Annotated in this window: 14 protein-coding genes; all 14 read left to right on the top strand. The window is 42.1% G+C overall.

Annotated features, from left to right (window positions below; translation table 11 throughout):
• Position 1 precedes the first annotated feature (1 nt).
• Positions 2-655, top strand: coding sequence for a DNA alkylation repair protein (locus RWS24_RS07495; RefSeq protein ID WP_314366458.1), 654 nt, complete (start codon positions 2-4; stop codon positions 653-655).
• Entirely contained in the window at positions 652-1,176 is a 525-nt protein-coding gene (locus tag RWS24_RS07490; RefSeq protein WP_125331046.1) for a GNAT family N-acetyltransferase, read from the top strand. The genes RWS24_RS07495 and RWS24_RS07490 overlap by 4 nt, the downstream gene beginning before the upstream one ends.
• A 436-nt stretch (positions 1,177-1,612) precedes the next feature.
• Positions 1,613-2,689: an aspartate-semialdehyde dehydrogenase gene (locus tag RWS24_RS07485; RefSeq protein WP_032910421.1), complete on the top strand. Its 1,077-nt coding sequence runs from the start codon at positions 1,613-1,615 to the stop codon at positions 2,687-2,689.
• A gap of 79 nt (positions 2,690-2,768) precedes the next feature.
• The gene (dapA, locus tag RWS24_RS07480; protein ID WP_125378451.1) at positions 2,769-3,704 is read left to right on the top strand and encodes a 4-hydroxy-tetrahydrodipicolinate synthase; all 936 of its coding nucleotides are present in this window, start codon (positions 2,769-2,771) and stop codon (positions 3,702-3,704) included.
• Between the two features lie 243 nt (positions 3,705-3,947).
• Positions 3,948-4,286 (top strand): ATP cone domain-containing protein, encoded by a 339-nt coding sequence (locus RWS24_RS07475; RefSeq protein WP_314366453.1) that lies wholly within the window; start codon positions 3,948-3,950, stop codon positions 4,284-4,286.
• A 146-nt stretch (positions 4,287-4,432) separates the two neighbouring features.
• Positions 4,433-5,284: a ribosome biogenesis GTPase YlqF gene (gene ylqF, locus RWS24_RS07470; protein ID WP_314366452.1), complete on the top strand. Its 852-nt coding sequence runs from the start codon at positions 4,433-4,435 to the stop codon at positions 5,282-5,284.
• Entirely contained in the window at positions 5,271-6,035 is a 765-nt protein-coding gene (locus tag RWS24_RS07465; protein WP_314366450.1) for a ribonuclease HII, read from the top strand. Before ylqF ends, RWS24_RS07465 begins: the two co-directional genes overlap by 14 nt.
• A 17-nt stretch (positions 6,036-6,052) precedes the next feature.
• A complete protein-coding gene (locus tag RWS24_RS07460) occupies positions 6,053-6,895 on the top strand; it encodes a PRD domain-containing protein (RefSeq protein ID WP_111675805.1) in 843 nt (280 codons plus the stop codon).
• The gene (locus tag RWS24_RS07455) at positions 6,871-7,434 is read left to right on the top strand and encodes a sugar O-acetyltransferase (RefSeq protein WP_314366447.1); all 564 of its coding nucleotides are present in this window, start codon (positions 6,871-6,873) and stop codon (positions 7,432-7,434) included. The genes RWS24_RS07460 and RWS24_RS07455 overlap by 25 nt, the downstream gene beginning before the upstream one ends.
• 131 nt (positions 7,435-7,565) lie before the next feature.
• Positions 7,566-8,408: a DNA-processing protein DprA gene (gene dprA, locus RWS24_RS07450; protein ID WP_314366446.1), complete on the top strand. Its 843-nt coding sequence runs from the start codon at positions 7,566-7,568 to the stop codon at positions 8,406-8,408.
• An 84-nt stretch (positions 8,409-8,492) separates the two neighbouring features.
• Entirely contained in the window at positions 8,493-10,586 is a 2,094-nt protein-coding gene (gene topA, locus RWS24_RS07445) for a type I DNA topoisomerase (protein ID WP_314366445.1), read from the top strand.
• A gap of 58 nt (positions 10,587-10,644) precedes the next feature.
• Positions 10,645-11,139: a phosphoribosylanthranilate isomerase gene (locus RWS24_RS07440; RefSeq protein ID WP_314366443.1), complete on the top strand. Its 495-nt coding sequence runs from the start codon at positions 10,645-10,647 to the stop codon at positions 11,137-11,139.
• Positions 11,140-11,232: 93 nt separating this feature from the next.
• Positions 11,233-12,567: a methylenetetrahydrofolate--tRNA-(uracil(54)-C(5))-methyltransferase (FADH(2)-oxidizing) TrmFO gene (gene trmFO, locus RWS24_RS07435; protein WP_314366441.1), complete on the top strand. Its 1,335-nt coding sequence runs from the start codon at positions 11,233-11,235 to the stop codon at positions 12,565-12,567.
• A gap of 143 nt (positions 12,568-12,710) precedes the next feature.
• Positions 12,711-13,061, top strand: a complete 351-nt coding sequence (locus RWS24_RS07430; RefSeq protein WP_002906562.1) for a DUF1801 domain-containing protein — start codon at positions 12,711-12,713, stop codon at positions 13,059-13,061.
• The last annotated feature ends 89 nt before the right edge of the window (positions 13,062-13,150 follow it).

The following is a 13,150-nucleotide window of genomic DNA, read 5'->3' as shown; positions in this document are numbered from 1 at the left end:
TATGAATGTAGAGGAATTGGTAAAAGAGTTAAAGACTGTAGCTAACCCTGATAATGCAGTGGCTATGAAAGCCTATATGAAAAATAAATTTGAGTTTCTAGGAGTCAAGACTCCGGCTAGACGGAAACTCGCAAAGGCTTTTTTCAAACAGCAGACTGACTCTGTTATTGACTGGGATTTTATAAATGAATCTTGGAGTAATCCCTATCGAGAATTACAGTATGCTGTGCTAGATTATCTGGAAAGTCGCAAGAAACTATTGATTCCATCTGACTTGTCTCATTTGAAAAAGCTGGCTCAAACAAAATCTTGGTGGGATACCATTGACTTTTTGGACCGCTTGGTTGGATCCATCATTGCCCGATTTCCAGAAACCAAAGAGATTATTTTAGCTTGGAGTCGTGATGAGGATATCTGGCTGCGGCGCTTGGCAATTGATCATCAGCTATTGCGGAAAGAGGAAACAGACACGGAGCTCTTGGAGAAGATTTTAGTGAATAATCTAGGCCAAACAGAATTCTTTATTAACAAGGCCATTGGCTGGGCGCTGAGAGATTATTCAAAAACCAATCCAGACTGGGTCAGAGAATTTATCGAGCGGCATCAGATAGAAATGGCTGGACTTAGTATTCGAGAGGGAAGTAAGTATTTATGAAACATATTTATTTAAAATATCTGGAAGAGAAGGATTACTCGGTTTGGCTGGAAGGATTTTCCAATAGACTGCCTTCTCAATCACCATTTGATGCTGGGCTTTTAGATATGACAATTTGTACAGAAAGTTGGTTTGCGGATTTGGTGGCTAAGCACCGCGATTTCCGAGAGAAAGACCAACAGTATATTTGGGGAATTTATGATGCAAAAAGAGGAAAACATGTAGGTATGGTTAATTTATTTGTGCTAGCTAGAGATGATTTTCAATGGGCAGAAATAGGTTATACGATACATAATCAATTTTGGCGTCAGGGCTACGCCAGAGCTATGTTAGAAGAACTCAAGAAAGTCAGTCGCGAACTAGGATTTCATCGTTTAGAAGCACATGTTGATCTACAGAATATCCCTTCGCAGAATTTGCTGGAGCAAGCTGATTTCTATCGTGAAGGAGTACGGAAACAATTCCAAAAAGAAGGGCAGGAGTGGAAGGATAGACAAGTTTTTGTTTATATTTTAGATTAAATACCTTGACAAAACGGAAAAAGATAAGGTAAACTATATTTCGTGCGATGAGTCGATATGCAGATTTTCTGCAAATTGAAGCATGGGAGGTCATAACGCAGGAGCGGGCCTTGATCAGTTGTGTGAACCTGCTGATCACACGAAAGTGCCCTTATCCCCAGTCTTCGGATTGGGGATTTTTCTATGTCTCTTAGAGAGGCAAGACAGTTAGTTATAGACGAGCTTAGAGACATTGATACTGAGACGATCTACGTCGTGAGTGCTATTGCTCTTGATGAAACAACTTCGCAGAAGGCAGTTGAGTTATAGAGCAGTGTGTAAATGCAGTTTATCTAAAATATCGAACTTATATTCTTCAGAAATATTTGCATTTTTCCCTAAAAATAGTATAATACTAACAATACAAAATTTTTTGAAAATTCAGAGAGGTTATCACATGGGATATACAGTTGCTGTAGTAGGTGCCACTGGTGCCGTTGGATCTCAAATGATTAAAATGCTGGAAGAGTCTAGCCTTCCAATTGATAAAATACGCTATCTGGCGTCTGCTCGTTCAGCTGGTAAAGTTCTCCAGTTCAAGGGACAAGACATTACTATTGAAGAGACGACTGAGACGGCTTTTGAAGGTGTAGATATTGCTCTCTTTTCAGCTGGTGGTTCTACCTCAGCAAAATTCGCTCCTTACGCAGTCAAAGCTGGAGCAGTAGTGGTCGATAACACCTCTTATTTCCGTCAAAATCCTGATGTTCCTTTGGTTGTTCCAGAAGTCAACGCCCATGCCTTAGATCAGCACAAGGGAATTATCGCTTGCCCTAACTGCTCGACAATTCAGATGATGGTGGCTTTAGAGCCTGTTCGTCAGCAATGGGGGCTGGAGCGCATCATTGTGTCTACCTATCAAGCTGTTTCTGGTGCAGGTATGGGAGCTATTCTTGAAACCCAAGCTCAATTGCGCTCTGTTCTCAATGATGGTGTGAATCCTAAGGACACGGAAGCCAATATCCTCCCATGTGGCGGTGATAAAAAACATTATCCTATTGCTTTTAATGCCTTACCTCAGATTGATGTCTTTACAGATAACGACTACACTTATGAAGAGATGAAGATGACCAAGGAAACCAAGAAAATCATGGAAGATGATTCTATTGCTGTTTCTGCGACATGTGTTCGCCTTCCGATTTTATCTGCTCACTCAGAGTCTGTCTACATCGAGACTAAGGAAGTTGCACCTATTGATCAGGTAAAAGCAGCAATTTCAGCCTTTCCTGGTGCTGTTCTGGAGGATGATGTAGCTCATCAGGTTTATCCGCAAGCAATCAATGCAGTTGGTAAGAAAGAAACCTTTGTTGGTCGGATTCGCAAGGATCTTGATGCGGAAAAAGGAATCCACATGTGGGTCGTTTCAGACAATCTTCTTAAAGGAGCGGCTTGGAATTCTGTTCAAATCGCAGAGACACTGCATGAGCGTGGTTTAGTTCGTCCGACAGCAGAAGTTGTTTTTGAATTAAAATAAAGTGACCAAGGAAACTTGACAGCACAGGGTTGAATAGTCGTTCTTTCAACCCTCTTTTCGTACAAAGAGAGGTAAGTTTATGGCGTATGCGGATCTGAAAAACTGTAAAATCATCACAGCTTTTATTACTCCTTTTCATGATGATGGTTCTATCAATTTTGAAGCTATTCCAGACTTGATTGAGCACCTTTTGGCGCATCATACGGATGGGATTTTGCTAGCTGGAACAACTGCTGAAAGTCCAACCCTGACTCACGATGAAGAGTTGGAATTATTTGCGGCTGTTCAAAAGGTTGTCAAGGGGCGTGTTCCTTTGATAGCCGGTGTCGGTACCAATGAAACGCGCGACTCTATCGAATTCGTCAAAGAAGTAGATGCATTTGGTGGTTTTGCAGCTGGTTTGGCCATCGTACCCTATTACAACAAACCTTCTCAGGAAGGGATGTATCAGCACTTTAAAGCCATTGCGGATGCTTCAAACCTGCCCATCATTATCTACAATATACCTGGCCGGGTAGTAGTTGAGATGACACCTGAGACTATGCTGAGGTTGGCTGAACATCCAAATATTATCGGCGTTAAAGAATGTACCAGTCTGGCGAATATGGCCTATCTGATTGAGCATCGTCCAGAGGAGTTTCTGATTTATACCGGTGAGGATGGCGATGCCTTTCATGCTATGAATCTGGGGGCTGATGGAGTTATTTCTGTTGCTTCTCACACAAACGGTGATGAAATGTTTGAAATGCTAGATGCTATTGAGCACAATGACATCAAAAAAGCAGCAGCTATCCAACGGAAATTCATCCCTAAAGTCAATGCCCTCTTCTCTTATCCAAGTCCAGCACCAGTCAAGGCTGTTCTTAATTACTTGGGTTTTGCGGCTGGGCCAACCCGCTTACCGCTTGTGCCTGCGCCTGAAGAAGATGCCAAACGCATTATCAAGGTCGTTGTTGATGGCGACTATCAAGCAACCAAAGAGACGGTTAAAGGTGTCCTGAGACCGGATTATTAATTGATAAAACTGAAAGAAATATTTCTAGAAAGGATTGCCTAGAGCAGTCCTTTTATATAGTCTTTTAAGGCTAAAGAAAAAAGGAAGCATCCTTTGAAAAATATTGGAAAAAATTATATAATGTAAAAGTATGGTCTAGCTTTGGAATTTCTTTTTGAGCAGACTATAGATAACTAGATTGGCAGCAGTCATGTTAGAGACATACATCAGATTAGAAATATATATTATAAAAGGAGTTTTTTTATGCAAGTTATTAAACGGAGCGGTGAGGTTGTAGAATTTGACCCAGATAAAATTTATCAAGCAGTTTTAAAGGCAGCTCAGACTGTCTATGTGTTGACGGATGATTTGCGTCAGAATTTAGCGCAGGTTACAAAGAAAGTGGTTCTGGATTTGCAAGAAGCAAAAGTGGAGAGAGCAACAATTAGCATGATTCAGTCCATGGTTGAAAGCCGCCTCTTGGGTGCAGGTTATATTACTATTGCCGAGCATTATATTTCCTATCGCTTGCAGCGCGATTTAGAGCGCAACGGCTATGGAGATCATATCGCTGTGCATCTGCATTTTGAACAAGTAAGATAAAGTTAGAAAGCCTGCTAGGGCTTTTTACTTTGTTCTTAGAGATGTTGAGTGGTCCGTTTTGGATTCATCCGCTTAAATCCTAGAAATATGTTAAAATAGTTAAAGATATAAAATTTTATCAATGATATTCGTTGAAAGGATAAATTATGGCAACGATTCAATGGTTTCCGGGGCATATGTCTAAGGCACGGAGACAGGTACAGGAAAATATTAAGTTTGTTGATTTTGTGACGATACTGGTTGATGCGAGGCTTCCTTTATCCAGTCAAAATCCTATGCTAACTAAGATTGTGGGTGACAAGCCCAAGCTTTTGATTTTAAACAAGGCTGATTTGGCAGACCCTATTCGTATTAAGGAATGGCAGAGCTATTTTGAAAGCCAGGGGATTCCGACCTTGTCTATTAATTCCAAAGAGCAATCTGCTGTTAAAAAAGTGACGGAGGCAGCCAAAAAGCTTATGGCAGATAAATTGGCGCGTCAGAAAGAGAGAGGAATTCGCATCGAAACCCTGCGTACCATGATAATCGGTATTCCCAATGCTGGCAAATCAACACTCATGAATCGCTTGGCAGGTAAGAAAATTGCCGTTGTAGGGAATAAGCCAGGTGTGACAAAAGGTCAGCAATGGCTCAAGTCAAATAAAGACTTGGAAATATTAGATACACCAGGTATTCTCTGGCCTAAGTTTGAAGATGAGACGGTTGCTCTTAAGCTTGCTCTAACTGGAGCTATTAAGGATAATCTGCTGCCTATGGATGAGGTGACGATTTTTGGCCTTAATTATTTTAAGGAGCATTATCCTGAGGAGCTGACAGCACGCTTCAAGCAGCTGGATCTAAGTCAGGAAGCACCTGATATGATTATGGATATGACCAAAAAGCTCGGCTTCCGCGATGACTATGACCGTTTTTACAGCCTTTTTGTCAAAGATGTCCGCGATGGCAAGTTAGGTCTTTATTGCTTGGATACGGTTGGAGAACTAGATGGCAACGATTAAAGAAATCCAGCAACGTTTAGAATTGGTGACAGATTTGGCTGATCCTTTTCTGGCAGAAGCAGCGAATGATTCGCGCAGTGGAGTTCAAAAGGCGATTGAAAAGCGCAAAAGAGCCATTCAGGCAGAGTTAGATGAGGATTTGCGTCTGGAGCAGATGCTACGGTATGAAAAAGAACTTTATCAAGCCGGCTATCAGGCGATTGCTGGAATTGATGAAGTCGGCCGTGGTCCTCTAGCTGGACCAGTTGTCGCTGCAGCTGTTATCTTACCTCCAGGATGTAAAATTAAGGGGCTCAACGACAGTAAGAAGATTCCTAAGAAAAAGCACCAAGATATCTATCAAGCAGTCATGGATAAAGCCTTGGCAGTCGGTATTGGCCTGATGGACAGCGAGATTATTGATCAAGTCAATATCTACGAAGCGACCAAACTTGCTATGAAAGAGGCTTTGTCTAAATTGAGTCTCAAGCCGGATTATCTGCTGATTGATGCCATGAAACTGGATGTTGAGATTCCGCAAGAGTCCATCATCAAAGGCGATGCCAATTCTCTGTCTATCGCGGCAGCCAGTATCGTAGCTAAGGTTAGTCGGGATAAGCTAATGACAGATTACGATAAGGAATTTCCTGGCTATGATTTTGCGCAAAATGCCGGTTATGGCACTAAGAGCCATTTGCAGGGATTAGAGCGAAACGGCGTAACTCCTTTTCATCGCAAGACATTTGAACCCGTAAAATCAATGTGTGAATAAGCTCGAAGAGGTGAGGCATGCTGATCAGTAAAATCTTAAACAATAATGTAGTGATTTCTGAAGAAGACCAAGAAGAAGTTATTCTAATGGGACGAGGACTGGCCTTTGGTCGAAAAGTTGGCCAGGAGATTCCAGATGAGCTGATTGAGAAAAAGTATGTCTTGTCAGAAAATAGACGACAGCTTCTGATGGAGTTGCCAGCAGAGGTCATGGAAATGTCAGATAAGATTATTTCTTTCGCAAGGGAGAAACTGCAGAAGAAACTCAAAGACACTGCTTTTCTGGCGATGGCAGATCATATCCACGGAGTCTTGCTGCGCTTGGAAGATGATATTTACCTCAAGAATTTCCTCATGTGGGATATTAAACGCTTTTTTCCTATCGAGTTTGAGGTTGGTCAGTATGCCAAACAGCTTTTGAGTGCTTATGTCAGCAAGGAACTTCCAGATGATGAAGCAGCTTTTATGGCGCTGACCTTGGTCAATGCAGAGCTGGAAAATGGCGACGGAACTGCGCGTGATTTGACTATGATGATGGAGGAAATCATGACCATTGTCAAGTACAGTTTGGAAATTTCTTTAGACGAGGAAGACATCTACCTTGAGCGCTTCATGACCCATCTAAAATTTTTCTGTGAGCGAGTCCTGACTGATAGCGGCCACCGTGATTTAGAGGACAATGAGATGTTTGACTTACTTAAATGTAAGTATCCCTTGGCTTATGAGACAACTAGGAAGATTGCTGAATTTTTAAAGCAAACCAGAAATTACCAAACATCAGAGGATGAACAACTTTACCTGACCATCCATTTGTCACGCATGAAAAGGAGGATGACATGCAAAGCGAATACGAAAAAATGATTGCTGGAGAGATTTACCGACCACAAGACGAAGATTTAAGAAAAATTAGAGCCCGCTCCAAAGAATTTCAATATCGTTTCAACCACGAGCAAGACAGTGACAAGCGTACGGCCATTATCAAGGAATGGTTTGGCAGTACGGGAAATAATCTTGCTATGAAGCCAGATTTGGTTTGCGACTACGGAATTAACATTCATTTAGGAGAAAATTTTTGTTCTAACTGGAACCTGACTATGCTGGACGTTTGCCCCATTCGCATCGGAAACAATGGCATGCTCGGTCCAAATTGTCAGTTTTTGACACCTCTTCATCCGCTTGATCCAGTGGAAAGAAATTCCGGTATTGAGTACGGAGCACCAATCACTATTGGTGATAATTTCTGGGCTGGCGGAGGTGTGACGATTCTGCCAGGAGTGACACTAGGGGATAATGTGGTAGTCGGAGCAGGAGCGGTTGTGACTAAGTCTTTTGGTGACAATGTAGTCTTGGCTGGTAATCCAGCACGAATTATTAAGGAAATTCCTGTTCATAAAGAATAAAAGATGGGTTAAAGGCAAATAGTCAAGGAGACCAGCTATTGACAACATCAAATTCAATAAAATCGTAAAGAAGGAACTGTATTGCAGTTCTTTTTTTGAATTTTTTACGAATAAGAAAGTGAGGTGAAAAAATGAATAATTTTGAGATTTATAAAATGAAAAAAGCTGGTTTGACTAATCATCAGGTTTTAAATGTTTTGAGATACGCCGAGAGTAGAGATAGCAAGCTTTCTCTCCGAGATAAGGCTGTCGTATCTGAGTGCCGTAATCCCGCTCTCTTTATAGAGAAGTATAAACGTCTTGATCTACCAGCTTTGAAGGAAGAATTCGAACTTTTTCCGTCCTTTTCTATCTTGGATGATATTTACCCTTGGGATTTATGTGAGATTTATGATGCCCCGACTTTGTTATTTTATCAGGGGAATCTAAATCTACTAGAATTGCCCAAGGCTGCGGTGGTTGGTAGTCGAGACAGCAGTAAGCAAGGAAATGCCTCTGTACAAAAGATTATCAAAGAGCTAAACAATGAGTTGGTTATCGTCAGTGGCCTAGCTCGTGGAATAGATACAGCGGCCCATATGGCTGCCCTGCAAAACGGAGGTCAGACAATTGCTGTCATTGGTACCGGTTTAGATGTCTTTTATCCCAAGGCTAACAAAAAATTACAAGCTTACATTGGCAAAAATCATTTATTGCTGACAGAGTATGGTCCAGGTGAACAGCCTTTGAAATTTCATTTTCCAGAGCGAAATCGTATCATCGCTGGTCTCTGTCGAGGCGTCATCGTGGCAGAAGCTAAGATGCGTTCAGGCAGTCTGATTACCTGTGAGCGAGCCATGGAAGAAGGGCGAGATGTCTTTGCTATTCCGGGGTCAATTTTAGATGGAAAATCTGACGGTTGCCATCATTTGATCCAAGAGGGTGCAAAGTGCATTACATCAGGCTCTGACGTTCTTTCTGAGTTTGATTTTTAAAACAAGTTTTCCTATAAGAAAAGTTGGCAGTTGACATCTATCAAAAAATAGTTTAAACTCTATGAGATTTATTTCTTATAGAAGGTGTCTAAATTGGTAACAAAAACAAAGAAAAAGTCTACGACCAAGAAAAATCTTGTCATCGTAGAGTCGCCTGCCAAGGCAAAAACAATAGAAAAATATCTGGGACGAAACTACAAGGTTCTGGCCAGTGTCGGGCATATTCGTGACCTGAAAAAGTCTACGATGTCCATTGATTTTGAGAACAACTATGAGCCGCAATACATCAATATTCGTGGTAAAGGTCCCTTGATTAATGACTTGAAAAAAGAAGCGAAGAAAGCTAAGCAAGTCTTTCTGGCAAGTGACCCGGACCGCGAAGGAGAAGCTATTTCTTGGCATCTGGCTCATATTCTTAATCTGGATGAGAAAGAGAAAAACCGCGTCGTCTTTAATGAAATCACCAAAGATGCAGTCAAGAACGCTTTTAAAGAGCCGCGCCAGATTGATATGGATCTGGTCGATGCCCAGCAGGCTCGTCGTGTTTTGGATCGCTTGGTTGGTTATTCTATTTCTCCTATTCTCTGGAAGAAAGTCAAAAAAGGCCTTTCAGCTGGTCGGGTTCAGTCTGTCGCCCTCAAGCTGATTATCGACCGAGAAAATGAAATCAATGCCTTCAAACCAGAAGAATACTGGACAATTGACGGAACCTTCAAGAAAGGAACTCGTCAGTTTCAGGCCAGCTTCTATGGCATGAACGGTAAAAAGATGAAGCTGACTAACAACGACGAGGTCAAAGAAGTCCTGTCTCATCTCAAGGGTGATGATTTTACAGTCGACAGTGTTGAAAAGAAAGAGCGTCGACGCAATGCTCCGCTGCCTTACACGACTTCCTCTATGCAACAGGATGCAGCTAATAAGATTAATTTCCGGACTCGTAAGACCATGATGGTGGCTCAGCAGCTCTATGAAGGGATTAATATTGGTTCTGGTGTACAAGGTCTTATTACGTATATGCGTACCGACTCGACTCGTATCAGTCCAGTAGCGCAAAATGAAGCAGCAAGCTTTATAACGGATAAATTTGGCGCCAAATATTCCAAACATGGCAGAAAGCCCAAGAACGCTTCTGGCGCTCAAGATGCCCACGAAGCCATTCGTCCTTCCAGCGTTTTCAATACTCCAGAAAGCATCGCAAAGTATCTGGATAAGGATCAGCTTAAGCTCTATACGCTGATTTGGAACCGTTTTGTAGCCAGTCAAATGACAGCAGCAGTCTTTGATACTATGAATGTTAAGCTGGGGCAAAATGGTGTCCAATTTGCTGCCAACGGCAGTCAGGTCAAGTTTGATGGCTATCTGGCTATTTACAACGACTCTGACAAGAATAAAATGCTGCCGGACATGGAAAAGGGTGATACCGTCAAACGTGTTAATACCAATCCAGAACAGCACTTTACCCAGCCACCTGCACGTTATTCTGAAGCGACTCTCATCAAGACTTTAGAAGAAAATGGTGTTGGTCGACCATCTACCTATGCACCGACTATTGAGACCATTCAGAAACGATATTACGTTAAGCTGGTTTCTAAGCGCTTTGAGCCGACGGAACTAGGTGAGATTGTCAATTCATTGATTGTAGAATTCTTCCCAGGCATCGTAAATGTGAAATTTACAGCCGAAATGGAAGCAAAACTGGATGATGTAGAAGTTGGAAAAGAGCAGTGGCAGAAAGTTATTGACGAGTTTTACCAGCCTTTTGAAAAGGAAGTTGCTAAAGCCGAGACTGAAATGGAGAAAATCCAAATCAAGGATGAGCCAGCTGGTTTTGACTGTGAGGTCTGTGGCAGTCCCATGGTCATCAAGTTAGGGAGATTTGGCAAGTTCTACGCCTGCAGTAATTTCCCAGACTGCCGTCACACTCAGGCTATTGTCAAGGAAATCGGCGTGACCTGTCCACAGTGCCAGAAAGGTCAAGTTATCGAGCGTAAGACTAAGCGAAATCGCATTTTCTATGGCTGTGATCGTTATCCAGACTGTGATTTTACATCTTGGGACAAGCCGGTCGGTCGAAACTGTCCGAAATGTGACCATTATCTGATTGAAAAGAAAGTACGCGGTGGTGGCAAGCAAGTGGTCTGCAGCAATGGCGATTACGAAGAAGAAAAAGTGAAATAGTTATTTTTACATAATTTATATTACGTAAAATATCTTTCTGAAGAAGAGGTATAGTTTTATGACGGATAAATTTGCAGAATTTCTAAAAATCACGTCTCAACTGAATAAGATGGGCATTGTTCCACTTCTGATGGGTTCTCTAGGTCTGGAGCAAGTTACTGGTCAGGACTGGCAGGCGCGGGATATTGATATTCATGTTCATGGTGATGAGCGTGGCTGGGAAGCACCAGACGAAGAACGTATTTACGATATGGACAAGATTGAGCCTATGATGGAGCGCTTGGGCTATCGCTTAGTCGATCTGCACGAGCATGAATTTCAAAAAGAAGATCTGTCTATTGAATTTGGAGCCATGGAAACCTTGGAGGCATTCGCTGGTGTGCCGCTAGAGGAGTTGACTCGAAAAGAAGTTGAAGATGTTGAGTTTCTACTGCCGAATGCAGAGCAATTCTTAGCTATCTACCGTGCTTCTTCCCAAGATTCTTACCGAAATGAAAATAACAATCATAAAGATTTTGCTAAGATTGCTTACTTGGAAAAAATGACAAAATGATAGACATTCAGGAATTCTCCTGTCTGTCTTTTTTACTATCTTTTTGTTATAATGGTCAGAGTGAAAATCTAGAAATATCCAAGGGAGAGTATCATGTCATTATCCTATATCAATGTTATCGGTGCTGGTCTGGCTGGCAGTGAAGCAGCTTACCAGATTGCCAAGCGTGGCATCCCGGTCAAACTCTATGAAATGCGGGGTGTTAAGTCAACTCCTCAACACAAAACTGCAGACTTTGCAGAACTGGTCTGCTCTAACTCTCTGCGAGGAGATGCGCTGACCAACGCAGTCGGTCTGCTCAAGGAAGAAATGCGACGGTTGGACTCGGTCATCTTAAAGTCAGCAGAAGCGACTCGGGTTCCAGCAGGTGGTGCTCTAGCGGTTGATAGAGAAGGCTTTTCGCAGATGGTGACGGAGCTAGTGACCAATCATCCATTGATTGAGGTCATTCGTGAAGAAATCACCGAAATTCCGGAGGATGCCATCACAGTTATTGCGACAGGACCCTTGACCAGCGATACTTTAGCAGAAAAAATCCACACGCTCAATGGAGGTGACGGTTTTTATTTCTACGACGCAGCAGCGCCAATTATTGATGTCAATACTATTGATATGAGCAAGGTCTATCTCAAATCCCGCTATGATAAGGGGGAAGCAGCCTATCTCAATGCACCTATGACTAAGCAAGAATTTATGGATTTCCATGATGCTTTGGTCAATGCTGAGGAAGCACCGCTCAATTCCTTTGAAAAAGAAAAATACTTTGAAGGCTGCATGCCTATTGAAGTCATGGCTAAGCGAGGGATTAAAACTATGCTTTATGGACCGATGAAGCCAGTTGGTTTAGAATATCCAGATGACTACCAAGGGCCTCGTGACGGAGATTTTAAGACGCCGTACGCTGTGGTGCAGCTTCGTCAGGACAATGCAGCAGGCAGTCTTTACAACATTGTCGGCTTCCAAACTCATCTCAAGTGGGGCGAGCAAAAGAGGGTCTTTCAGATGATTCCTGGTCTTGAGAATGCAGAATTTGTCCGTTATGGTGTTATGCATCGAAACTCCTATATGGACTCTCCAAATCTGCTTGAACAGACTTTCCGCTCTAAGAAACAGCCAAATCTTTTCTTTGCAGGTCAAATGACTGGAGTTGAAGGCTATGTCGAATCAGCGGCTTCTGGTTTGGTTGCTGGTATCAATGCCGCTCGACTCTTCAAGGGAGAAGAAGCACTTGTTTTTCCAGAAACGACTGCTATTGGAAGTCTGCCTCATTATGTTACTCATGCTGACAGCAAGCATTTCCAACCTATGAATGTCAATTTTGGCATTATCAAAGAACTGGATGGCCCTCGGATTCGTGACAAGAAAGAGCGCTATGAGAAAATTGCTGAGCGAGCCTTGCAGGATTTACAGCCCTATTTGGATAAATAATCTATTTTCTATCATTATCTAATAAAAATCATCAAAAAGTTAGGAAATTCCTAACTTTTTTGCTTAATTTGTGATATAATAAATAAAAATTTTGGAAATCGGACATCAATGACCAACCTACAATCTCAAATTAGGAGGAGTCCATGAACCAAAAAGTAAAAAATCTGCTGGATGATTGGCTAATTAATAATCCTGCCTTGTATGAAATCGCCAATAGTGTGCGCACGAAAATACGGCAACTGTCAGATACGGTAGTCGAAGAAGTGAAATATGGCGGTATTTTGTTTGCCGCCCCCGAACCGTTTTGCGGCATTTTTGTTTATAAGCAGCATGTAACTGTGGAATTTGGTCGTGGCGCCGAGATGGCAGACCCATACGGTTTGTTGGAAGGCAAGGGTAAAGGCCGTCGCCATTTGAAATTACATACGCTTGAAGATATAGAAAACAAGCATTTGACGGATTACTTGCGATTGGCTCAAAAAGCAGCAGAATAAAATTGCTGAGCGAGCCTTGCAGGATTTACAGCCTTATTTGGATAAATAATCTATTTTCTATCATTATCTAATAAAAATCATCAAAAAGT

This window comes from uncultured Streptococcus sp., assembly GCF_963528215.1.
GTDB lineage: Bacteria > Bacillota > Bacilli > Lactobacillales > Streptococcaceae > Streptococcus.
The sequence above is the reverse complement of the archived record's forward strand: the minus strand, read 5'-3'. Positions and strand labels throughout refer to the sequence as shown.

Bases quoted from the DNA above. Each gene is read 5' to 3' on its own strand.
- RWS24_RS07495 (WP_314366458.1), top strand. From the start codon at position 2: ATGAATGTAGAGGAATTGGTAAAAGAGTTAAAGACTGTAGCTAACCCT.
- RWS24_RS07490 (WP_125331046.1), top strand. From the start codon at position 652: ATGAAACATATTTATTTAAAATATCTGGAAGAGAAGGATTACTCGGTT.
- RWS24_RS07485 (WP_032910421.1), top strand. From the start codon at position 1,613: ATGGGATATACAGTTGCTGTAGTAGGTGCCACTGGTGCCGTTGGATCT.
- dapA (WP_125378451.1), top strand. From the start codon at position 2,769: ATGGCGTATGCGGATCTGAAAAACTGTAAAATCATCACAGCTTTTATT.
- RWS24_RS07475 (WP_314366453.1), top strand. From the start codon at position 3,948: ATGCAAGTTATTAAACGGAGCGGTGAGGTTGTAGAATTTGACCCAGAT.
- ylqF (WP_314366452.1), top strand. From the start codon at position 4,433: ATGGCAACGATTCAATGGTTTCCGGGGCATATGTCTAAGGCACGGAGA.
- RWS24_RS07465 (WP_314366450.1), top strand. From the start codon at position 5,271: ATGGCAACGATTAAAGAAATCCAGCAACGTTTAGAATTGGTGACAGAT.
- RWS24_RS07460 (WP_111675805.1), top strand. From the start codon at position 6,053: ATGCTGATCAGTAAAATCTTAAACAATAATGTAGTGATTTCTGAAGAA.
- RWS24_RS07455 (WP_314366447.1), top strand. From the start codon at position 6,871: ATGCAAAGCGAATACGAAAAAATGATTGCTGGAGAGATTTACCGACCA.
- dprA (WP_314366446.1), top strand. From the start codon at position 7,566: ATGAATAATTTTGAGATTTATAAAATGAAAAAAGCTGGTTTGACTAAT.
- RWS24_RS07440 (WP_314366443.1), top strand. From the start codon at position 10,645: ATGACGGATAAATTTGCAGAATTTCTAAAAATCACGTCTCAACTGAAT.
- trmFO (WP_314366441.1), top strand. From the start codon at position 11,233: ATGTCATTATCCTATATCAATGTTATCGGTGCTGGTCTGGCTGGCAGT.
- RWS24_RS07430 (WP_002906562.1), top strand. From the start codon at position 12,711: ATGAACCAAAAAGTAAAAAATCTGCTGGATGATTGGCTAATTAATAAT.